23 protein-coding genes are annotated in these 21,557 nt (G+C 65.0%); 9 read left to right on the top strand and 14 right to left on the bottom strand.

The window, feature by feature from the left end; translation table 11 throughout:
- Positions 1–45 precede the first annotated feature (45 nt).
- Together rpoN and ABFX23_RS01430 are read left to right on the top strand one after the other, a co-directional pair.
- On the top strand, positions 46–1,494 hold the full coding sequence (rpoN, locus tag ABFX23_RS01435) for an RNA polymerase factor sigma-54 (RefSeq protein ID WP_346031351.1): 1,449 nt from the start codon (positions 46–48) through the stop codon (positions 1,492–1,494).
- Between the two features lie 97 nt (positions 1,495–1,591).
- Entirely contained in the window at positions 1,592–1,942 is a 351-nt protein-coding gene (locus tag ABFX23_RS01430) for a hypothetical protein (RefSeq protein WP_346031350.1), read from the top strand.
- Positions 1,943–2,125: 183 nt separating this feature from the next.
- Here the strand turns inward: ABFX23_RS01430 and ABFX23_RS01425 are convergent, their stop codons facing one another.
- Positions 2,126–2,356 carry a GIY-YIG nuclease family protein gene (locus tag ABFX23_RS01425; protein WP_346031349.1) on the bottom strand — a complete coding sequence of 77 codons (231 nt, stop codon included), beginning with the start codon at positions 2,354–2,356 and terminating at the stop codon, positions 2,126–2,128.
- A 631-nt stretch (positions 2,357–2,987) separates the two neighbouring features.
- On the opposite strand from ABFX23_RS01425, the gene ctrA reads away from it, so the two are divergent.
- Positions 2,988–3,689 carry a response regulator transcription factor CtrA gene (gene ctrA, locus ABFX23_RS01420; RefSeq protein WP_346031348.1) on the top strand — a complete coding sequence of 234 codons (702 nt, stop codon included), beginning with the start codon at positions 2,988–2,990 and terminating at the stop codon, positions 3,687–3,689.
- An 84-nt stretch (positions 3,690–3,773) separates the two neighbouring features.
- On the opposite strand, the gene ABFX23_RS01415 is transcribed toward ctrA, so the two are convergent.
- Positions 3,774–4,985 (bottom strand): mechanosensitive ion channel family protein, encoded by a 1,212-nt coding sequence (locus tag ABFX23_RS01415; protein WP_346031347.1) that lies wholly within the window; start codon positions 4,983–4,985, stop codon positions 3,774–3,776.
- A gap of 67 nt (positions 4,986–5,052) precedes the next feature.
- On the opposite strand from ABFX23_RS01415, the gene trmB reads away from it, so the two are divergent.
- Positions 5,053–5,754, top strand: a complete 702-nt coding sequence (trmB, locus tag ABFX23_RS01410; RefSeq protein WP_346031346.1) for a tRNA (guanine(46)-N(7))-methyltransferase TrmB — start codon at positions 5,053–5,055, stop codon at positions 5,752–5,754.
- A 261-nt stretch (positions 5,755–6,015) separates the two neighbouring features.
- Here trmB and ABFX23_RS01405 read toward each other — a convergent pair whose 3' ends face one another.
- Positions 6,016–8,280 (bottom strand): NADP-dependent malic enzyme, encoded by a 2,265-nt coding sequence (locus tag ABFX23_RS01405; RefSeq protein ID WP_346031345.1) that lies wholly within the window; start codon positions 8,278–8,280, stop codon positions 6,016–6,018.
- A 113-nt stretch (positions 8,281–8,393) separates the two neighbouring features.
- On the opposite strand from ABFX23_RS01405, the gene mutS reads away from it, so the two are divergent.
- Entirely contained in the window at positions 8,394–11,012 is a 2,619-nt protein-coding gene (gene mutS / locus ABFX23_RS01400; RefSeq protein WP_346031344.1) for a DNA mismatch repair protein MutS, read from the top strand.
- A gap of 39 nt (positions 11,013–11,051) precedes the next feature.
- Positions 11,052–11,468: a YidH family protein gene (locus ABFX23_RS01395; RefSeq protein ID WP_346031343.1), complete on the top strand. Its 417-nt coding sequence runs from the start codon at positions 11,052–11,054 to the stop codon at positions 11,466–11,468.
- 4 nt (positions 11,469–11,472) lie between these two features.
- Here the strand turns inward: ABFX23_RS01395 and ABFX23_RS01390 are convergent, their stop codons facing one another.
- Genes ABFX23_RS01390 through gluQRS form a run of 4 tightly spaced genes read right to left on the bottom strand, consistent with a single transcriptional unit; the run spans position 11,473 to position 13,590 of the window.
- A complete protein-coding gene (locus tag ABFX23_RS01390) occupies positions 11,473–11,817 on the bottom strand; it encodes a hypothetical protein (protein WP_346031342.1) in 345 nt (114 codons plus the stop codon).
- A 57-nt stretch (positions 11,818–11,874) separates the two neighbouring features.
- Positions 11,875–12,456, bottom strand: coding sequence for a cob(I)yrinic acid a,c-diamide adenosyltransferase (locus tag ABFX23_RS01385; protein ID WP_346031479.1), 582 nt, complete (start codon positions 12,454–12,456; stop codon positions 11,875–11,877).
- A 52-nt stretch (positions 12,457–12,508) separates the two neighbouring features.
- Positions 12,509–12,736 carry a hypothetical protein gene (locus tag ABFX23_RS01380; RefSeq protein WP_346031341.1) on the bottom strand — a complete coding sequence of 76 codons (228 nt, stop codon included), beginning with the start codon at positions 12,734–12,736 and terminating at the stop codon, positions 12,509–12,511.
- Positions 12,733–13,590 carry a tRNA glutamyl-Q(34) synthetase GluQRS gene (gene gluQRS, locus ABFX23_RS01375; RefSeq protein ID WP_346031340.1) on the bottom strand — a complete coding sequence of 286 codons (858 nt, stop codon included), beginning with the start codon at positions 13,588–13,590 and terminating at the stop codon, positions 12,733–12,735. Before gluQRS ends, ABFX23_RS01380 begins: the two co-directional genes overlap by 4 nt.
- Before the next feature lie 122 nt (positions 13,591–13,712).
- On the opposite strand from gluQRS, the gene ABFX23_RS01370 reads away from it, so the two are divergent.
- Both ABFX23_RS01370 and ABFX23_RS01365 read left to right on the top strand, forming a co-directional pair.
- Entirely contained in the window at positions 13,713–14,321 is a 609-nt protein-coding gene (locus ABFX23_RS01370) for an HNH endonuclease (protein ID WP_120076424.1), read from the top strand.
- A 233-nt stretch (positions 14,322–14,554) separates the two neighbouring features.
- Entirely contained in the window at positions 14,555–14,761 is a 207-nt protein-coding gene (locus tag ABFX23_RS01365) for a hypothetical protein (protein WP_346031339.1), read from the top strand.
- 4 nt (positions 14,762–14,765) lie between these two features.
- On the opposite strand, the gene kynU is transcribed toward ABFX23_RS01365, so the two are convergent.
- The 6 genes from kynU to dksA all read right to left on the bottom strand — a co-directional run bounded on the left by kynU (position 14,766) and on the right by dksA (position 19,808).
- Complete coding sequence (gene kynU / locus ABFX23_RS01360) at positions 14,766–15,992, bottom strand: kynureninase (protein ID WP_346031338.1); 1,227 nt, start codon at positions 15,990–15,992, stop codon at positions 14,766–14,768.
- On the bottom strand, positions 15,989–16,783 hold the full coding sequence (locus ABFX23_RS01355) for a tryptophan 2,3-dioxygenase (RefSeq protein ID WP_346031337.1): 795 nt from the start codon (positions 16,781–16,783) through the stop codon (positions 15,989–15,991). The genes kynU and ABFX23_RS01355 overlap by 4 nt, the downstream gene beginning before the upstream one ends.
- Before the next feature lie 34 nt (positions 16,784–16,817).
- Positions 16,818–17,213, bottom strand: a complete 396-nt coding sequence (locus tag ABFX23_RS01350) for a DUF4112 domain-containing protein (protein ID WP_346031478.1) — start codon at positions 17,211–17,213, stop codon at positions 16,818–16,820.
- Between the two features lie 96 nt (positions 17,214–17,309).
- Positions 17,310–18,791 carry an ABC transporter substrate-binding protein gene (locus tag ABFX23_RS01345; RefSeq protein ID WP_346031336.1) on the bottom strand — a complete coding sequence of 494 codons (1,482 nt, stop codon included), beginning with the start codon at positions 18,789–18,791 and terminating at the stop codon, positions 17,310–17,312.
- Positions 18,792–18,845: 54 nt separating this feature from the next.
- The gene (locus ABFX23_RS01340; protein ID WP_346031335.1) at positions 18,846–19,205 is read right to left on the bottom strand and encodes a PilZ domain-containing protein; all 360 of its coding nucleotides are present in this window, start codon (positions 19,203–19,205) and stop codon (positions 18,846–18,848) included.
- 144 nt (positions 19,206–19,349) lie between these two features.
- Positions 19,350–19,808 carry an RNA polymerase-binding protein DksA gene (dksA, locus tag ABFX23_RS01335; protein WP_346031334.1) on the bottom strand — a complete coding sequence of 153 codons (459 nt, stop codon included), beginning with the start codon at positions 19,806–19,808 and terminating at the stop codon, positions 19,350–19,352.
- A 279-nt stretch (positions 19,809–20,087) separates the two neighbouring features.
- Between dksA and ABFX23_RS01330 the strand changes: the two genes are divergently transcribed.
- Positions 20,088–20,417 (top strand): SEL1-like repeat protein, encoded by a 330-nt coding sequence (locus ABFX23_RS01330; protein WP_346031333.1) that lies wholly within the window; start codon positions 20,088–20,090, stop codon positions 20,415–20,417.
- On the opposite strand, the gene ABFX23_RS01325 is transcribed toward ABFX23_RS01330, so the two are convergent.
- Positions 20,414–21,550 (bottom strand): GNAT family N-acetyltransferase, encoded by a 1,137-nt coding sequence (locus ABFX23_RS01325; protein ID WP_346031332.1) that lies wholly within the window; start codon positions 21,548–21,550, stop codon positions 20,414–20,416. The two genes, ABFX23_RS01330 and ABFX23_RS01325, sit on opposite strands and share 4 nt — an antisense overlap.
- Positions 21,551–21,557: the final 7 nt, after the last annotated feature.

Below are 21,557 nucleotides of genomic sequence, written 5' to 3'. Positions count from 1 at the left end.
GACAATGATTTTTCGGGAGGGGGAATTCGTATCGGGAGGTCTGACATGGCTCTGGGGCCAAGACTAGACCTCAGGCAATCGCAATCGCTGGTGATGACGCCGCAGTTGCAGCAGGCGATCAAGCTGCTGGCGCTGTCGAACCTCGAGATCGAGACTTTCGTGGGCGAGGCGCTGGAAGCCAACCCGCTGCTGGAAGCGGGCGAAGTGCGCGCCGAGGATCGCGATCCACCGGCGGAAAGCGACCAGCCGGAAATCCACGATGCCACACCGGGCGGCGGCGACGAGGCACTGGATATCGATCCCGGCTCGCTCGATACCGATCGCGATACCGGGGACTGGTCCGCCGAACATTCCGGCGCTGGCGCGGCGGGCGAAGCGCCGGATCTGGAAAACCGCAGCAACGAAGACCTCTCGCTGGCCGACCACCTCGAAGCGCAGGTCGGCCCGGCCTCGCTCGATGCCGTCACCGAGTTCATCGCCCGCCACATCATCGGCCTGCTCGACGAGGCGGGCTACCTCAGCACGGACCTGCGCGACATTGCCGTGAGCCTGGGCGTGCCACTGGCGCGGGTGGAGGAGGCGCTTGGCGTGGTCCAGTCGCTCGACCCCACGGGCGTCGGCGCGCGCACCCTGTCCGAATGCCTCGCCCTCCAGGCGCGCGAGGCGGACCGTTACGATCCGTGCATGGAAGTGCTGATCGACAACCTCGAACTCGTCGCCAAGGGCGCGGTCGCGCACCTCAAGCGCATCTGCCGCGTGGACGACGAGGACTTTGCCGAAATGCTGTCCGAATTGCGCGGCTACGATCCAAAGCCGGGCCTGAAATTCGGCGGCTCTCCCAGCGGCGCGGTAGTACCCGACGTGCTGCTGCGCGCCAAGGACAATGGCTGGGATATCCAGCTGAACGAAGACACCCTCCCCCGCCTGGTGGTGAACCGCAGCTACTATGTCGAACTGCGCGCAGGCGCGACCAGCAAGGACGCGAAAGGCTGGCTGAGCGAGAAGCTGGCCGATGCCAACTGGCTGATCAAGGCGCTGGACCAGCGGCAGAAGACCATCCTCAAGGTCGCCGCCGAGATCGTGAAACAGCAGGACGGGTTTTTCAGAAGGGGCGTGAGCGAGCTGCGCCCGCTGACGCTGAGGACCGTGGCCGAAGCGATCGATATGCACGAGTCGACGGTATCGCGCGTCACATCGAACAAGTTCCTTCACTGCGAACGCGGTACGTTCGAGCTGAAGTACTTCTTCACCAGCGGCGTCGGCGGGGGCGCGGACGGCGAGGGCGCGAGCGCGGAAGCGGTGAAGGCCCGCATCAAGGCGCTGACCGATGCCGAAGACCCGAAGAAAATCCTCTCGGACGACAAGCTGGTGGAACTGCTGAAGGCCGAAGGCTTCGACCTCGCCCGGCGCACCGTGGCGAAATACCGCGAGGCCATCGGGATCGGATCGAGTGTGCAGCGGCGGCGAGCGAAGAAGCTGGCGGCCATGGGGTGAACGGGGTTCGTCTGTTTATGCGGGTTGACGATCAAAAAGCTGCCATTCCGCGAACGACCCGGTTGCGGACATTGGGAACCTCCTGCAAGTTGGAAAAATGAAAGGTCCAATCCAAAGTCTTCGTGCCGCTATAGACAAGGAATGGATCAGAGTGGGATGGGCAGGAATGCCCACGCTGCGCCATCACCTGATCGCCTTTGTGCCCGTCTTCATCTTGCTTGTGCCCGCGATGATTTTAGAACAGTTGTCGTATGCTCTGGGCGTATCGACGCTTGTGGTTGGCTTGGTTGCCTACGCAATCTTGATCATCTGGATACATCTTCGTCGGCTGAATGGTTTGGGAGCGTTCTCTACTTCTCGTTCGGAACGCGTTACCCGGCGAAGCAATCGCAGGCGCGCTCAAATGCGGCTGGATGAAAATAAGTCCGAAAGTCAGGACGGCAGCTAACCACCCATAATCAGACGTTTGGGGAGGAGGGCGACCCGCCTAGAAGCGGACTGGCAGCTTTGCCAAAATCCAAACCCCGCTCAGCGTGAGCCAGTCGAAGGCCCGCACACCCGCCAACCCCAAGCACCAACTACCCCTGACGGTTACGCGCCGACCGCGATACCAGCTCCCAGTCGCCCGCAATCAGAGCCTCCTTCTTCGCCCGGCTCCAGCCCTTGATCCGGCGTTCGGCGGCGAGAGCCACGTCGCGCGGGGGAAGCTTTCGGACCAAACCAGGGCGACGGGCAGACGCTGCGCAGTATAACCGCCCAGCGCGCCGCTCGCGTGCTGGGCCATGCGGAATTCGAGATTGTCAGAGTGACCTGCGTAGTAGCTGCCGTCGTAGCAGCGCAGGAGGTAGGCGTGAAAGTTCATCGGGTTCGGCCAGCCTCAGCGCGTGGCCTTCGACAAGCTCAGGCTGAGCGGACGTGGTGATTAGCGGCGGGCCATCCTGGCGCGCGCCTAGGCTCTCTCCCTTTCCTACAAGCACCGTTCCGTGCCTCTCACTCCGTCATGACCCAGCCTGCCGACCACCTGCCCATCAATCCCTACGAGAAGGACACTTCTCCGCCTGCAAGGTCACACTTCGCGTTCGAAGGTCACACTTCCCCTGCCCAAGGTGACACAATCGCGGTTTTTGCCCCTGGACACTGTTCCATGTGTTCCAGGTTAGTTGGAACCACGATGTTAAGACCTTGCTGCAAACCTCTTAACGAGCAGCGCCCAAGCGACCGGTCGCCCCAAACGCGAGCGAAGCGAGTGCAAGGCCGAACGGCCGCCCGCAGCGTGGGCAGCTTGCCTGCCCGGAAGCGAGGAAAGCCAAGGGAGCGGACGCGACCGCCGGCGCTTGAGGCCTCAAAAAACACTGTAACCCAAAGGACTCACCCAGAAAGTCTTAACGCCCGAAACGCTTTGTTAACCTTTTTCGGTGAGAAATTGCGTGGTTAATACCGGGTCATATCTCCGAACGGGGCAGGCCTGCGGGGACACACGAAGGGGTAATACGATGCGCGTTCTGCTTATCGAAGACGAGCCGACGACCGCCAAGGCGATCGAGCTGATGCTCACGACCGAGGGGTTCAACGTCTACCAGACGGACCTGGGCGAGGAAGGCCTGGATCTGGGCAAGCTGTATGATTACGACATCATCCTGCTCGACCTGAACCTGCCCGACATGCACGGCTACGACGTGCTGAAGAAGCTGCGCGTCGCCAAGGTGCAGACGCCGGTGCTGATCCTGTCCGGCATTGCCGAGATGGATTCGAAGATCCGCTCCTTCGGCTTCGGCGCGGACGACTACGTGACCAAGCCCTTCCACCGCGACGAACTGGTGGCCCGCATCCACGCCGTGGTGCGCCGTTCGAAGGGGCACAGCCAGTCGGTCATCCGCACCGGCAAGCTGGCGGTGAACCTCGATGCCAAGACCGTTGAAGTCGACGGTGCGCGCGTCCACCTGACGGGCAAGGAATACGCGATGCTGGAGCTGCTCAGCTTGCGCAAGGGCACCACGCTGACGAAGGAAATGTTCCTCAACCACCTCTATGGCGGCATGGACGAACCCGAACTCAAGATCATCGACGTGTTCATCTGCAAGCTGCGCAAGAAGCTTTCCAGCGCCTGCGGCGGCGACAACTACATCGAGACGGTATGGGGCCGCGGCTACGTGCTGCGTGATCCCGATGCAGTCGAGGAAACGGAAGCCGCCTGATGGAAGAGTAAGAACGCACCCGCCAATAGCGGGGGGACCAGCGCCCCGGCAGGATGGATCGCCTGCCGGGGCGTTGTCGTCTTTTCAGCCGAGCTTGAGGCCCTGCAGGTCCAGCCCGCTCGGCTCCTGGAACAGGCGCAGGCCGAACTCGGGCAGGATGGCGATCAGGTGATCGAACACGTCGGCCTGGATACGCTCATACTCCGCCCATTCGGTGGTGTTGGTGAAGGTGTAGACCTCTAGCGGCAGCCCCTGCGGGGTCGGCTGCAACTGGCGCACCAGCAGGGTGAAGCCCTTGTCGGTCAGTTCCGGATGCGCCTTCAGGTAGGCGATCACGTAGGCGCGGAAGGTGCCGATATTGGTGATCCGCCGGGCGTTCACCGGGTTCGCATCGCCTGCCAGTTCGCGCGCGTTCCATTCGGCCAGCTCTTCGTCCTTGCCTACAAGATAGTCGGTCAGCAATCGGAAGCGGCGCAGGTCGTCGACTTCCTCCTTCGCCAGGAACCGCACCGAGTTCTGGTCCAGCGGCAAAGCCCGCTTGATCCGCCGCCCCCCGGCATCGTTCATGCCGCGCCAGTTGCGATAGCTCTCGGCGATCAGCTTGTACGTGGGAATGGTGGTGATGGTCTTGTCGAAGTTCTGCACCTTCACCGTGTGCAGGGCGATGTCGATCACGTCGCCGTCGGCGTCCATCGATGGCATCTCGATCCAGTCGCCGACGCGCAGCATGTCGTTGCTGGTGAGCTGGACCGAGGCGACGAGCGAGAGGATGGTGTCCTTGAACACCAGCAGCAGCACCGCGGCCATCGCGCCGAGGCCGGAGAGGAGGAGAAGCGGCGATTGCTCTATCAGGGCCGAAATTCCGAGGATGACCGCGCCGCAGTAGACGAGGATCTTCAGCACCTGCACATAGCCCTTGATCGGGCGCATGTGGGCATCGGGGCGGCGGCGGTAGAGCTCCTCGACGTAATCGAGCGCCTTGCTGATCGCCATGGCTACGCTCAGCACGATGCTGGCTTCGGCAATGTTCTGGATCAGCAGCCACACCGCCTCGGGCAGGTGGGGCACCAGTTCGATGCCGTTGGCCACGATCAGCAGCGGGGCAACCGTGGCGAGGCGCGCGGCGGCCTTGTCCGCAGTCTTCGTGCGGGTGTCGAGGAAGGGCGCGGCAAGCCGCAGGATCACTTTCTTGAGCAGGAAATTGATCAGCAGCGCCACCAGCGCCAGCACGGCAAGGCCGATCGCGGCCTGTGCCCAAGCCGGCTGCGCGTCGAAAAGAGCGAGTGCCTGTTCCATGGCGGGTGCGCCTAAACGCAAAGCCGGTGCTGGACAACCCGCCCCCTGCCGCTCTAGCGAGCCTGCCATGACGGCATACAAGGACGGCGATCCCACCACTCTCAACCGGCTTTACGGCCGCTCTGTCGGCAAACCCCTGCGCGCGGCCCAGCAGGAGCTGGTCGATACCCTGCTTCCGCGCATCGCTGTACCGGAGGAAGGCCCGGTCACGGCGGAGCGCCTGTTTGGCGACGATCGCCCGCTGCATTTCGAGATCGGCTTCGGCGGCGGGGAGCACCTTGCCTACCGCGCGGACCTGCTGCCGGACCACGGCTTCATCGGCGCAGAGCCGTTCCTCAACGGCGTGGCCCAGGCGCTGACGCACGTGCGCGACGGTTCGCTGGAGAATGTCCGGCTGCATAACGGCGATGCGCTGCAGGTGCTGGCGCGCATTCCCGATGGCGCGCTGACGATGGCCTACCTGCTCCATCCCGATCCGTGGCCCAAGGCGAAGCACGCGAAGCGGCGCATGATGAACGACGGGCCGGTGCAGATGATCGCCGACAAGCTGAAACCGGGCGGCGAGTTCCGTTTCGGCACCGATCACCCGGTCTACGTGCGTCACGCGCTAATGGTGATGCGCCGCTTTACACACCTGTTCGAATGGGTGGCAGAAGGTCCGGACGATTTCCGCAACCGTCCGTCGGGCTGGTGCGAGACGCGATACGAGCACAAGGCCCGGACCAAGATGGGCCACGAAGTCTGGTACTTCCGCTACCGGCGGAAATAGGCTGGGCCGCCTACCGCGAGGCAGCCCAGACCTATGTTCAAGAACCAGAAGCGGAGGCCCGCGATCACCTGATCGGTTTTTGCGTGACCGAAATCGCTGTCGGCAACGTCGTCGTATCGCGAACGACGGTACTCGAGGCGCGCCTCGAGCGGTTCCGGCAGTTGAACTGGCAAGCCACCGCCGAAGCGCAGGCCGTCAGCCCCATGCCGGCACGGGCACGCCGAACGAGGGGCCGGCAAACTGGCGAACCGCCCCGGATGGTCAGCCCACGATGCCCGCGCTCGCCAGGACCGCCAGCGTCAGGACGTCCGGCGCCAGTGACGTCATCGGAGCGATCTGCACCGGCTTTTCCGAACCGATCATCATCGGCCCGATAACCGCGTCGCCGGAAAGCTCGCGCAGCAGCTTTGCCGAGAGGTTGGCCGATTGCAGGCCCGGCATGATCAGCACGTTGGCAGGGCCAGACAGGCGGCTGAAGGGATAGAGCGCCATCACCTTGGAGTTAAGTGCGGCATCGGGCGCCATCTCGCCTTCGTATTCGAAGTTCACGCTTTCGTCGGCATCGAGGATGGCCACGGCATCGCGGATGTTGCCCAGCCACTGGCCCGACGGGTTGCCGAAAGTGGAGTATGACAGGAAGGCCACGCGCGGCTCGTGCCCCATGCGTCGGGCGACGGCGGCGGTTTCCTTCGCGATGTGCGCCAGTTGCTCCGACGTCGGGCGTTCGTTGATCGTGGTATCGGCGAGGAACGTAGTGTGGTTCTTGCCAAGCACCATGTGGATGCCGAAAGGCGTCGCCCCTTCCTTGGCATCGAGCACCTTGGCAACGTCGCGCGCGGACTGGCTGAAAGGCCGGGTAAGACCGGTGATCATGCCATCGCCCTTGCCCAGCGCCACCAGCAGGGCGGCGAAGACGTTGCGTTCCTGGTTCACCATCCGGCGAACGTCGCGCTCGGTATAACCGCGCCGCTGAAGCCGCTTGTAGAGATAGTCCACCATCGGCTCGATCTCGTCGTAGTTCGCCGAGTTGGCGATCTCGTAGCTTTCGGGGTCGTCGACCTTGAGTTCGCGCAGCTTCTCGAGCACCCGCTCGGTGCGGCCCACCAGGATCGGCGTGCCGTAGCCGAAATCGCGGAACTGGATCGCGGCGCGCAGCGACACGTCCTCCTCGCCCTCGGCAAAGACCATCCGCTTGGGATTGGCCTTGGCATCTTCGTACACGCGGGTGAGCGCTGCCGTGGTGGGGTTCAGGCGGCTGCGCAGGCGCAGGGTATATTCGTCGAAGTCCTCGATCGTATCTTGCGCAACGCCCGAATCCATCGCGGCCTTGGCAACCGCGCAGGACACCCGTTCCATCAGGCGCGGATCGAACGGGGCGGGAATGATGTACTCGCGGCCGAACTGGTGGTTCATGCCATAGGCGGCGGCCACTTCCTCGGGCACCCGCTCGCGCGCCAGCTCCGCGATGGCGCGGGCGGCAGCGACCTTCATTTCCTCGTTGATCGCGGTTGCGCGCACGTCCAGCGCGCCGCGGAAGATGAAGGGGAAGCCCAGCACGTTGTTGACCTGGTTGGGAAAATCGCTGCGCCCGGTCGCGATGATCGCGTCGGGCCGGACCTTCTTGGCCTCGTCCGGCATGATCTCGGGAACGGGGTTCGCCATTGCGAAGATGATCGGACTGTCGGCCATCTTCTCCACCCATTCCGGCTTCAGCGCACCTGCGGCGGACAGGCCGAGGAAGATGTCGGCGCCCTCCAGCGCCTCCTCCAGACTGCGCGCCTCGGTGGGAACGGCATGGGCGCTCTTCCACTGGTCGACGTCGGTACGACCGGGATAGATCGGGCCGGATCGGTCGCACACGATCACGTTTTCATGCGGCACACCGACGGACTTGATCAGCGCGGTACAGGCCAGCGCCGATGCGCCCGCGCCGTTCACCACCATTTTCACGTCCTTCAGGTCGCGTCCCGTCAGGTGGCAGGCGTTGATCAGGCCGGCCGCGGCGATGATCGCGGTGCCGTGCTGGTCGTCGTGCATGATCGGGATGTTCATGCGTTCGCGCAGGGCCTGCTCGATGATGAAGCATTCGGGCGCCTTGATGTCTTCGAGGTTGATGCCGCCGAAGCTCGGCTCCATCAGCGCGACTGCCTCGATAAAGGCATCGGGGTCTTCGGTATCAAGCTCGATATCGATGGAATCGACATCGGCGAAGCGCTTGAACAGCACGGCCTTGCCTTCCATCACCGGCTTCGATGCCAGCGCGCCGAGGTTGCCGAGGCCAAGGATGGCGGTGCCGTTGGAGATGACGGCGACGAGGTTGGAGCGGGCGGTGTAGCGCGCGGCAAGAGCCGGATCGCGCGCGATCTCCTCTACCGGCACGGCGACGCCGGGCGAGTAGGCCAGGCTCAGGTCGCGCTGCGTCGTCATCGGCTTGGAGGCGATGATCTCGATCTTACCGGGGCGGATCGTCTCGTGGTAGAACAGCGCCTCTCGGGCGGTGAAGCTGGTATTCGTTTCGTCGGCCAAGCGATTTCTCCCTATTGGCCCCCGCCATAGAGGCCGATTGTCCTCCGCGATAGGGGAAAGCGGCACGTCCGCTCTTCCCGAATCGGCGCGCGTGGCTGTAACCCCGCCGCTTCATGGCCAACGCAGCAACCCCGATGATGCAGCAGTATTTCGACCTCAAGGCCGAGGCCGGCGACTGCCTGCTGTTCTACCGCATGGGTGACTTCTTCGAACTGTTCTTCGACGATGCGAAGACGGCGGCGGGAGTCCTCGATATCGCGCTGACCACACGCGGGGAACACGGCGGCGATCCCGTGCCGATGTGCGGCGTGCCCGTGCATTCAGCGGAGAACTACCTCGCCAGGCTGATCCGCGCCGGATGCCGCGTCGCCATTGCCGAGCAAGTGGAAACCCCGGACGAGGCCAAGGAGCGCGCCAGGCGCGAAGGATCGCCCGTGTCGAAAGCGCTGGTGAAGCGCGACATCGTGCGCTTCGTCACGGCCGGCACGCTTACCGAGGAAGCGCTGCTGGAACCTCGCCGCGCGAACATGCTGGCCGCCGTGTGCGATGTGCGCGGCACCTGCGGCGTCGCGGCGTGCGACATTTCGACCGGCTCGATGACGCTGGAGGACTGCGCGCCCGAACGCCTGCCCGCCGTGCTGGCGCGCATCGGCGCGAGCGAGGTTGTCGCCCCGGAGGGATGGGACGATGCCCCGTTCGATGCCGTGATGCGCCCGCGCGGTGATTTCTCCAGCGATAATGGCGAGGCGCGGCTGAAGAAGATTCACGGCGTCGCCACGCTCGACGGGTTCGGCCAGTTCAGTCGCGCCATGCTGGCAGCAGCGGGCGGTATGGTGGCCTATCTCGAACACGCGGGGCGCGGGACCTTGCCGCTCCTGCTGCCTCCCACGGCGCGGGCGAGTGGAGAGCATATGGCCATGGACGAGGCTACGCGCGCCTCGCTGGAAATCCTCGCCAGCCAGCAGGGCGGGCGCAGCGGCAGCCTCATTGCCGCGATCGATCGCTGCGTGACAGGCGCTGGCGCGCGGCAACTGGCCGAGGACCTTTCCGCGCCGCTGGCCGACCGGCACGCAATCGAGGCACGGCTGGCGCTGGTCGACTACATCCTGCGCGATCCACTGCTGCGATCGGACCTGCGCGCCATGCTGCGCAGCCTGCCCGACATCGGCCGTGCGCTTGGTCGGTTGGTTGCCGGACGCGGCTCACCGCGCGACTTGGGCCAGATACGCGATGGCCTTTCCGAGGCGCGCCGTATCCACGACCTGCTGCAAGGCAAGGCTGACCGGCCGCCCCTGCTGGATTCCCTGCTGCCGCACTTCAGGGGGCACGGTGAACTGACCGATCTCTTAGCCCGCGCGCTGGTCCCTTCCCCGCCGACGGAGCGGCAATCGGGCGGCTATATCGCCGAGGGCTACGACGCGGCGCTCGACGATCTGCGTGAAGTGTCGGGCAATGCTCGGCGCGCGATCGCAGCGATGGAAGCGCGCTACCGGGAAGAGACCGGCACGCCATCGCTCAAGATCAGGCACAACGGCGTGCTCGGCTATTTCATCGAGGTGCCGAGCAAGCACGCCGACAAGCTGATGTCGCCCGAAAGCGGCTTCACCCATCGCCAGACGATGGCCAACGCCGTGCGCTTCAACTCGCTCACCCTGCATGAGGAAGCCAACCGCATTGCCGAAGCCGGTGGCCGCGCTCTGGCAGCCGAAGAAGCGCATTTTGAGGGACTGACCGAGCGCGTCGCCGCCCGGCGCGAAGCCATTGCAGCAACCGCCGCCGCGCTGGCACGGCTGGACGTGGCGGCGGGGCAGGCCGAACGGGCGAGCGATGGCGAATGGTGTCGCCCGGCCATGTCCGACGAGCCGATGCTGGCGATCGAAGCGGGCCGCCACCCGGTGGTGGAAGCGGCGCTGGCCGCCAACGGCGAACGGTTCGTGGCCAACGACTGTGCCTTGGCCGAAGAGGACAGGCTGTGGCTGGTCGGCGGGCCGAACATGGGCGGCAAATCGACCTTCCTGCGCCAGAATGCGCTGATCGTGCTGATGGCGCAGGCTGGCGGCTTCGTCCCCGCACGGGCCGCTCGCATCGGCCTCGTCGACCAGCTTTTCAGCCGTGTCGGCGCGTCGGACAATCTCGCCCGCGGACGCTCGACTTTCATGGTCGAAATGGTCGAGACTGCGGCGATACTCAGCCAGGCGACAGAGCGAAGCTTCGTGATCCTCGACGAGGTCGGTCGCGGCACGAGCACTTACGACGGGCTGGCGCTGGCCTGGGCCGTGGCCGAGGCGATCCACGAAGCCAACCGCAGCCGCTGCCTGTTCGCGACTCACTATCACGAGATGGCGCGATTGGCCGAAACGTGCGAAGCGCTCTCGCTGCATCACGTCCGCGCCAAGGAATGGAAAGGCGATCTCGTGCTCCTCCACGAACTGGCGGAAGGCGCGGCGGACCGGTCCTATGGTCTTGCCGTCGCCAAGCTGGCGGGCGTGCCTGCGCCCGTTGTGAAACGCGCCCGCAGCGTGCTCGACAAGCTGGAGAAGGGACGCGCCGAAACGGGCGGTTTGGCAGCGGGTCTCGGCGACCTGCCGCTGTTCGCCGCCAGCATCGCTGCCGAAGAGGAGCAGTGCGACACCTTGCGGGAAAAACTGCGAGAGACGGACGTTGACGCCCTCTCGCCACGCGATGCGCTGGACCTGCTGTACCAGCTGAAGCGGGAGGCCGGGGACAGCTAAGGCATTGGCAAGCCAGAATTTGAGTCCTAGACTTCGTTAATGGCGCAAGACGATCCGCAAGATAAGGATGATCCCAGCACGGAGTGGGCCGAGAACCGCACCGACTGGGCCGAAGATCGCACGATCATGGCGCTGGAGCGGACCTTTGCCGGCTGGATGCGCACTTCGTTTGCAGCGATCGCCATAGGGATCGGTTTCAATGCCTTGTTCGGCGAGTTCGAACCACCGTGGCTGGCACGAGCAATCGCCACGGGGTTCATCGCGCTGTCCATCGTCTTTGCAATCGGCGCCGAACGGCGCGCCACCCGTGCGCTTGAGAGATTGTCGTCACACAGCGTCGACACTCCGAAACTGCCGCACATCAAGCTGATCGCTTACGCCATCAGCTTTGGTGCGGGGCTGCTGATCGCTGCCCTCTGGGTACTCGACGAGGCTACCGCCTCCGGCATCGGCTAGGCGATCAGGTGCCGTCACCGCGCAGGCCATCGGGCTTTGCGTCCTTGCCGAACTTGTCGACGTTGTCATCGTGATTGGCCTCGCCGGCAAAGGCGTTCATGTCGATGCGGCCGCTGCTTTCCATGTCGCGCATCCGATCGACCGTGTCCTGCGTCGGGTTGCCGAAAATGCCGGTGCCGTTCGGATCGCGTTCGCTTTCGGTCGGCATCCGCGTCGTCACCGTGGTGCGACGGGCTTCCTCGGACACTTCCTGTGCTTGCATGCGATGGTCGTCCTGCTCGTCGTTATGCATCTCCGGCGCGAGGTCGGCCATGCGTTCTTCTTTCGATTCGGAATTCTTCTCGGTCATGGAAATCTCCTTTGCCATGATAACGGGCGGCAAAGGGGGCAGGTTCCGAACCGCTGGCTAGCGATTTGCGCCGGGCACCCAGTGGACATCGCCCCTGCCGCTGTGGTTCGCGATCCTGGCGGCGACGAACAGGTAATCCGACAGCCGGTTGATGAAGGCGAGCGCAGCGGGGTTCACCGGCTCCACCTCGGCCAGCGCCGTCATCGCACGCTCTGCGCGGCGGGCCACGGTGCGCGCCAGGTGCAGCCGCGCGGCGAGTTCGCTGCCGCCGGGAAGCACGAAGCTGGTCAGTGGCGGAAGACCCGAGTTGAGGCCGTCGATACGGTTTTCCACGTGTTCGACCTGCGAGGCGACGATACGCAGGACCATTTCCGAAGGCTCGAAGTCTTCACCGCCAACTTCGCCAAGCGGCGTCGCCAGATCTGCGCCGAGATCGAACAGGGCGTTCTGGAAGCGCACGAGGTCGGATTTTATGTAACCGTCGGCGACGACCACGGCGAGACCGAGCGCGGCGTTCGCCTCGTCCACTTCGCCCACCGCCTGCATCCGCGGCGCATGCTTGGGCAGGCGAGAGCCATCAACAAGGCCAGTTGTCCCGTCGTCACCCGTGCGGGTGTAGATCTTGTTCAACTTCACCATCATGCCCCCCAGTCCACGCCGATCTGCCGCGCCTCCGGTCAACCGCAGGCGTTCAGCTGTTCACCATCAGCAGCACCGCGACGACGACGATCGCCAGCGCCTGGTACTTGATGCGCGCGAACATGGCCTTGTTCTGGCGCTCCATCAATTCCTTGGAGTTTTCTCCGCCGCTTTCAAGGTCCAGCTTGGTGGTCTGCAGGAAGGCGACGATGCCGCGCACCAGCGAGATGACCGCCAGAATGGCGAAGATGGCGAGAAGGATGATGAGGAATGTATTCATGTTTCACCATGTGGGAAGCGTGACAGGGCAATGCCACACGGCATTTGGCCCATGCGCAGGTTTTGGGCAAGCGCGCTGCCGTCTTCTCCCGCTTCGCGCATCTCTTTCAGGCCCAGTCCGCGCTCGCCCGACCGGCGGCTTTTCGCCAGCTTCTTCCCGTCCTCCTCCAGCAGCAGCGCATGGTGGTGCCAGGTGGGCACCGGAAGGCACAGAAGTTCCTGCAACAGGCGATGGATGTGGCTGGCGAAGAAAAGGTCCGCCCCGCGCGTGACCAGCGTGACGCCGTCTGCCGCATCGTCGAGCGTCGCCGCAAGGTGGTAGCTGGCGGGCGCATCCTTCCGCACCAGAACGACGTCTCCCAGTTCGCGCGGATCGGCGGCGATGCGGCCTGCGGTCTCGTCCTCCCAGAAAATCTCGCCGGCGCGGGCCATGGCGGCGTCCATATCCAGCCGCAGGGCGCTAGGACGCGCAAGGTCGAGGTGCCGGCCCTTGCAGGTGCCGGGATAGACCAGCCCTTCCGGCCCCATGCGCGGTTCCAGTGCCTGGATCTCCGCCCGCGTGCAGGTGCAGCGGTACAGCAGGCCATCGTCCATCAGGCGCCGCGCCGCCGCTTCGTAGCTGTCCAGCCGGGTAGACTGCGCGGGCACCTCGTCCCATTCCAGCCCCAGCCATTCGAGATCCCGGCGAAAGTCGTCCGTCAGCTCGGGGCGGGACCGGGCCCCGTCGATATCCTCGATCCTGAGCAGGAACCGTCCGCCCCGCTCCCGCGCCAGATCGTGCGCTACCACGGCGGAATAGGCGTGGCCGAGGTGCAGCGGGCCATTGGGACTGGGGGCGAAACGGGTAACGATCATGCGCGATCCGCATAGGACATTAGGCAGCGCCTTGTGAATATCACTGTGGATAGCCTGTCTGTAACAGGGTTGACGCATCCGCGTGCAAGTGCATTTCTAGGCGTATCAGGGAGGACACAGGCGTGTTCAAAGCCGAACTGATCGAACGGGCCGCGAGATTCCGGAGCGCGGCAGAAGACCCGACCCGGACGCTGGAGAGCTGCCCGGCGCTCGTGCTCAATGCGGATTACACTCCGCTCTCCTACTACCCCCTCAGCCTCTGGCCCTGGCAGACCGCGATCAAGGCAGTGTTCCTCGAGCGCGTCGATATCGTCGCCAGCTACGACCGGGCGGTGCATTCGCAATCGCTGGACATGAAGGTGCCCAGCGTCATCGCGCTGCGGCAATATGTGAAGACCAGCGAGTTCCCGGCCTTCACCCGCTTCAACCTGTTCCTGCGCGACAAGTTCACCTGCCAGTACTGCGGCAGCCAGCAGCACCTCACCTACGATCACGTGATCCCGCGCCGACAGGGCGGCAAGACCACGTGGGAGAACATCGCAACCGCCTGCGCGCCGTGCAACATGAAGAAGGGCGGGCGCACGCCGAAAGAGGCTGGGATGCAGCTTTACGTGAAGCCCATCCGCCCCACGAGCTGGCAATTGCAGCAGCACGGCAAGGCCTTTCCGCCCAATTACCTCCACGAAACCTGGCGCGACTGGTTGTACTGGGACATCGAGCTGGAAGAGTAAGACGGTAATGTGGAACGCCGACAGGGGCGTTTTCAAAAACTTCGGCCGGGCAATTACACAAGAAAAGACAACGGTTTGCAGTCGCATCCGGCGCTGGACCTGTAACCTTTCGTTTGCGGGTCGTGTTCGGGCCTTGGCAATCATTCCCGAAACGTGGCGCGAACTCGCCAGCGTAGGAAAGGTGCCGATCCGTCTTAACGGCTCCTAAACCCGCAATTCCTAGGCTTCCCTCCATGGGTGATCGGGACTCCATCGGACCGGAAGAGCGCGAAGGACTCGGCATGGCCGGGCGGGCATGGTGCGCGCTGATGCTGCTGGTGATGGTGGCGAGCGCCGCGGTGCTGGGCACGTTCCTGACGCGCGAGTTCAATCCCGAGAGCACCGCCATCATCCGCATCGACCTTGCCGAGGTCACGCCGCAACCGGGCTTCGATATCTGACCCGTCAGGTAACTGCCGAACGCTCGGCGAATTCGGCCTTCCGCCATTCCCCGCTATCGAGAATATCGCGCAGGGTCTGCACCGCGCGCCAGCAATCGGCAAAGCGGACGTAGGCAGGTGCGAAGCCAAGGCGCAGCACATCGGGCGCGCGGAAATCGCCCACCACCCGGCGCGCGATCAGGGCCTGGCACAATTCGTAGGCGTTTCGCGCACGAAAGGAGAGCTGGCTGCCGCGCACTTCCGGATCATCCGGCGAAATGCACGGCAGTTCCGGCACCATGTCCGCCATGGCTGCGCGGGTGAATTCGGAAAGCTTGCGCGATTTTGCCACCAGTGCCGCAATCCCGATGCCTGCCATCAGGTCGACGCCCACTTCCAGCGCGCTCATCGACACGATGGGCGGGGTGCCGCACAGCAGCTGGTCGACGCCCGGCGCGGGTTCGTAATCGTCGGAAAACTCGAACGGCTTCGCATGGCCCATCCAGCCGCTCAGGGGTTGCTGCAAATCTGCCTGATGCCGCTCCGCCACGAAGGCGAAGGCCGGGGCACCGGGGCCGCCGTTCAGGTACTTGTAGCCGCAGCCGACAGCGAAATCCGCGTCCGCGCCATCCAGGTCCACCGGCACCGCGCCGACCGAGTGCGACAGGTCCCACAGCACCAGCGCGCCCGCATCGTGCGCCGCCTTCGTCAGGCGCGCCATGTCGAACATTTCGCCGGTCTTGTAATGCACATGTGTGAGTAGCAGCAGTGCAACGTCGCCACCCAGCGCGCTTTCGATGCCGTCCCGCTCCGCCAGCCGCCGCTCGGCAAGGCCCTGCTTCTCCAGCCCCTCGATCATGTAGAGATCGGTGGGGAAGTTGCCGGGTTCGCTCAGCACCACCTTGCGCCCCGGTCGCATGGCCAGCGCCGCGCTGATGAGCTTGAACAGGTTCACCGAAACCGAATCCGCCACGACCACCTCGTGCGGCTGCGCGCCCACCAGCGGTGCGATCTTCGCCCCGATGCGTTGCGGCAGGTCTATCCAGCCCGCCGCGTTCCAGCTGGAAATCAGCCCCTCGCCCCATTCTGCGCGCACCACTTCGGCCACCCGATCGGGCGTCGCCTTGGGCAAGGCGCCCAGCGAATTGCCGTCGAGGTAAGCAAGATCGTCGTCGATCAGGAAATGCGCGCGGAAATCGGCCAGCGGATCAGCGGCATCGAGGCGCGCGGCTTCTTCCTGCCAGCGGGTCAAATCTGCGTCCTCACGGCCAGCAGTTCGGGGAAAAAGCCCAGCTTCAGCACGCTTTCGAGGTAGGGCACCCCCGCCGTGCCGCCGGTGCCGCGCTTGAAGCCGATCACCCGCTCCACCGTCTTCAGGTGGCCGAAACGCCAGCGCTGGAAGTGGTATTCGAGGTCCACCAGCTTTTCCGCCAGTTCGTAGAGGTCCCAGTATTGCTGCGGGTCGCGGTAGACCTTGGCCCATGTCTCGATCACGACGTCCAGCGGTTCGTGCGGAGCTTTCAGGTCGCGGTCGAAGATATCGTCCGGTAGGTCGAACCCGCGCCGCTGGAGCAGGCGCAGCACCTCGCCATAGAGGCTGGGCCGTGCTAGTTCGGCCTTCAGCTTGTCCGCCACTTCGGGCGTCGCCTCGTGCATGGTCACCATGTCGGGATTGCGGCCGCCGAGGATGAATTCCATCAGCCGGTACTGTGCCGACTGGAAGCCGCTGGAATTGCCGAGGTGCGGGCGCACGAGTGAATAGTCGTGCGGCGTCATGGTGGAAAGCACGTCCCAGCTGGAGATCAGCTGCCGCTGCGCCTGCGCCACGCGGGCCAGCATCTTGAAGGCAGGGCCGAGATTGTCCGCGATCACCAGTTCGCGGGCGGCCTCCAGCTCGTGCAGGCACAGCTTCAGCCACAGCTCGCTGGCCTGGTGGACGATGATGAACAGGAACTCGTCGTGCGCATCGGACGCAGGATGCTGCGCCGACAGGATACGCTCGAGATCGAGGTAGGATGAGTAAGTGACGTCGCTCTTGGCCATGCCCTCGCCTACGCCAAAGCGGTCACGAAAGAAACTACTGGTCGATCACCTTCGACGCGGGGTGATGCTTGTCGAGGTGCTTCTTCACGATTCTGAGGTTGCGCGTGTTGGAGCGGAACATGAAGTCGAACAGGTCGCCCGCCACCGGAACCGCGCCCACCGCGCTGTCGAACGCCACGTTGCCGGCCATGCGCCACAGCTTCCACTTGGGCAGGCCGAGGTTGCGCGCTTCCCACACGATCCACGCGCCCAGCCCCATGGCGATGATATCGCCCACCACCGGCACCAGGCCGATGATCGCGTCGAGGCCGACGGGACGATTGATGCCGGGGATCACGAAGCTGCGCTCCAGCACCATTTCCATCGCCTCTATCCGGCGGCGGATGGAGGCGGGATCGTTACCGATGGGCAAGTCCTGCATGGTGTTCATGCGGCGCGCACGCCCGCGCTCGCCCTCGGTCTTGGGCTGCAGGGCAGTCAGGTTCGTTTCCGGCTTGTCGGCCATGAAGAGGCATCTCCTTGGCCTCTATCTGGGGATTTGCGCCATCTCCGGCAAGGGATGGAAGGCGTAGGGGTTGGGCAGGAAGGCATCCACGCTGCCGCGCACCAGCGACCAGCGCAGCGGCGCGCCGATGGGGATATAGACATTGGCCAGCGTCAGTTCCGCCTCCGCCTGCGCCAGTGTGCGGGCGCGGGCGACGGGATCGGTTTCGGCCAGCGCGATCTCCACCAGGGTGTCCACGTTCTCGTCGCACAGGCCGCGGCCAAGGCTGCAGTGGAACTGGTTGAGGAACCAGCGCGGCGCGGGATAGCGGGCCACGCGGTCTACCAGGACAAGGTCCGCATCGCGCGCGTCATCCGCCCGCTCCAGCCGCAGGCCCACTGTGGCAAGCTGGGCCGCAAGGTCGCGGTAGAGCAGCTCCCAGCCGGGAGCATCGCCGATGGCGAGGCTGATCGTGGCAGGCTGCGACAGGTCGCCCTCGTCGAACTGGGCGCGCCAGGCGGAAATGCGCGCGGCGGCTTCCTCGCGCCGCTCCTCGATGGGCTGGTCCACCCAGCGTTCGTTCACCAAGCCCGGATCGCCCGGCAGGCCGGGGGAAACGGGCCGCGTGGTGGGCACCCAGCCGCTGATGTTGTAGCGCGCCATCAGCGCCGGGCGATCAATCGCCATCGCCAGCCCCTCGCGCACCCCGGTGTTGGACAAAAGGCCGCCATCGGCGCGCACCTGCAGGCCGAACAGGCCGTAGGTGGTGTCCAGCCGCAGGGTGCCCGATGACAGCGGGCCCGTTTCCACAAGCGGAAAGTTGCCCAGCGTGCCGCCGATCACGGTTTCCGCCTCGCCGCTGTCGAACATGGCGATGGCCTCTTCCGCCGGAAGGGGATGCAGGCGGATTTCGCGCACACTTTCCTGCCATTCCTCGTCGTCGGGCAGGCCGCGTTCCAGCGGCGGCTTGAAATTCAGCGTGATGGCATCGCCTTCGCGCTGCATCGTCATGGGACCGGTTTCCCCGCCCGGCTGGCGCAGCGCCAGCTCCGGCTGGGCGAGGATCTGCAACAGGTATGGCTCGGGCGTGGAGAGCCGCAGTTCGATCACCCGTCCGGCCATGGCGCGCACTTCCTCCACAGGAGCGAGGTCCTGCGCGAGGGACGTCCCCTCAAGCCCCTCGATCGCATCCTCCAACGCATCGCGCGCGCTGGCGGCGGTGAGTTCGGAGCCATCGGGCCAGGTGCCCTCGCGGAGGCGGAAGATGAAGCTGCGCCCGTCGTCGGTCACGATCCAGCGTTCCGCCAGCGCGGGCACGGTCTCGCCCTGCGGGTTGAGGGCGACGAGGCCCGACTGCGTGGCGGCCCGCACGTGCTGGGCGGAAGCGGAAAGGCGCAGGCTGGTGGTCAGCACGCTTTCCGGTGAACCGATCAGCGCCACGTCCACGGCGCCATCGTCCGCCGAACCGCAGGCGGCAAGGGCTGCGCAAAGTGCTGCAAGAGGGAGGAATCGCCGGGCGACCATGCCCGCTGCGATAGGCCCGGTCGCGGGCCTCTTCAACCGGGCTTGGTAACAGGCCTAGAGCTTGAGCACGCGCTTGCCGTCGGTGCCGAACACCTGTTTCGGGCCGGCCCCGTGATTGACGGTAGAGCCGCTGACCGACGCGCGGGCGCGCCTGGGGTCGATCTCGTCCACGAAAGCGATGCCGAAGCGGTTGTCCTGCTTCCAGGCGACAGTGCCATCGACCCAGCCGATGTTGCGCAGTTCCACTTCCACGAGCGCGCCGCGCATCACTTTCACGTCGCCTTCCGCCATCATGCCGCCCGCCGACAGGTTGCGCACCTTAACACGGTACATCTCGTCGCGCCCGTCGACGCGCAGTTGCGCGAGCAGGAACAGGCTGTCGCGATCGACCTGGCGGGTATCGATATTGCTCATGGCTGGTTGCTCTTCGTTACCGTTGCGACACGATCATGGGCCCCTCGAGCGGATGACGCGCACGGGATGCAGCGCAATTGCCTAACGAGTTGTAAAGACCTGCAACCAAGGTTCCGCCTGCCCCGATCCGGGACAGTCAGGGTCTCAGTTGTCGCGGGAAACCTTCTCGCGCCGCTCGTGCGCCTGCTGCGCTTCCACGGTCATTGTGGCGATAGGACGCGCGATCAGGCGGTTGATGCCGATGGGTTCACCCGTCTTGTCGCACCAGCCGTATTCGCCCTCGTCGATACGGCGCAGCGCGGCATCGATCTTGGAAATCAGCTTGCGCTGCCGGTCGCGCGTGCGCAGCTCGATGCCCCAGTCGGTTTCGCTCGAGGCCCGATCGTTGAGGTCGGGTTCGCGGATGGGGCCGTCCTGCAGGCTTTGCAGGGTCCCCTCCGATGCCTGCACGATGCTGCGCTTCCACTCCAGCAAGAGGACGCGAAAGTAGTTCAGCTGCTTTTCCGACATGTACTCTTCATCTTCGCTGGGCGAGTAATCAGCGGGCAGGGCGCGCTTCGCCTTGGCTAGGATGTCGATATCGTCATGGGTGGCGGTGGCCATTCAGTCACTCCGAAAAACGGATTGGTGAAAGCTTCCCCTGCTGCACCCGGCGACCGTCCCGTCTTTGAAGCGGGATCTATCCCCCCGGCTGCTGAAGCCGTCGTCCGGCGCGCCTATAGGGCTCACGCAAAGTCGGCACAAGCGGCAATCTCGAGAAGCCCACCGCCAAGGGCAGAATCAACAATTCTGCCGCCGTGTTAACCATTTCTTGACCACGTTCATCAAAACATCGCCCTGTCCGGGCATTGGTCCGGCACAGCAACATGGGGACGAACGATCATGGAACTTGCCAAGATCGAGACTTTTGCAAAGATCGAACCGGCCGACGTGTCGGGAGCCGACATGCTGGTGGCGCGCTGCCTGGCCGCCGCCGCAGAAGGCGATACCAATGTCTACTACGACCTGGGCGTGGCCTATTCCACCGGCAGCCACGGCGTGGACTGCGATCTGGTCGAGGCGCACAAGTGGTTCAACCTTGCCGCGGCGCAGGGGCACGAAGCTGCCTGCTGGTGCCGCGCCGACGTGTCGGACGAGATGACCGCCCGCGAGATCGCCGAAGCCCAGCGCCGTGCGCGCGAGTGGCTGCGCGGCGAGGCTGACGCTGCCTAACCTTTCTTGAACGGCGTACGCTGGGCCAGGTGAAGCTGGTCCATGCCCACGCCCATGCGCTCGCGGGAAAGGAAATCCTCCACCGCGTCGCGAAACCCCGGATCGGCGAGGTAGTGCATCGACACCGTCGCCACCGGTTCATACCCGCGGGCCAGCTTGTGCCCGCCCTGCGCGCCCGCTTCCACGCGGTCCAGCCCCAGTTCTATCGCCGCGTCGATGGCGCGGTAGTAGCACAGCTCGAAATGCAGGAAGCGCCTGTCCGACAGGCAGCCCCAGTACCGGCCATAGAGCGCCTGCCCGCCAATGAAATTGAGCGCACCCGCAATGGGCCTGCCGTCTTCGTAGGCCAGCAGCAGCAGCAGGCGGTCCGCCATGCGCTCTCCCATCAGGTCGAACGCCGCGCGCGTCAGGTAGGGCGTGCCCCATTTGCGCGCGCCGGTATCCTGGTAGAACAGCCAGAAAGCGTCCCAGTGCTCGGGTCGGATGTCGTCGCCCGTCAGCGCCTTTACCTCCAGCCCCTCGTTCGCGGCGCGCCGTTCCTTGCGCAGGTCCTTGCGCTTGCGGCTGGTGAGATCGGCGAGGAACGCCTCGAAGCTGTCGTAATCGCGGTTGTACCAGTGGAACTGGATATCCTCGCGCCGCAGCCAGCCGGCATCCTCGAACAATTGTTGCTGGGCAGGCTCGATGAACGTCGCGTGCGCGCTCGACCAGCCGTTCTGCTGCACCAGTTGCTCCGCCGCGCCCAGCAGCAGCGGGGCGTAGCTATCGTCCGCCAGCAGCAGGCGCGGCCCCGTGCCGGGCGTGAACGGCACGCTCACCTGAAGCTTGGGATAGTATTCCCCGCCCGCGCGGTGCCAGGCATCGGCCCAGGCGTAGTCGAACACGTATTCGCCCTGGCTGTGGCCCTTCAGGTAGCTGGGAAGTGCGCCCACCAGCTTGCCCGAGGCATCCTCCAGCAGCAGCGGGGCGGCCTGCCAGCCCGTGCCGGGACCGACGCTGCCCGATTCCTCGAGCAGGGAGAGGAAGGCATGGCTAGTGAAGGGGTTGTCCTTGCCCGCCAGCGCGTCCCACTGGGCGGCGGGAACGTCGCCGACTGCCGGGGCTACTCTGGCGGTGAGGGAGGATTCGGCCATCGGCCTT

This window comes from Erythrobacter westpacificensis (genome assembly GCF_039542285.1).
Lineage (GTDB): Bacteria > Pseudomonadota > Alphaproteobacteria > Sphingomonadales > Sphingomonadaceae > Alteraurantiacibacter > Alteraurantiacibacter westpacificensis.
The sequence above is the reverse complement of the archived record's forward strand: the minus strand, read 5'-3'. Positions and strand labels throughout refer to the sequence as shown.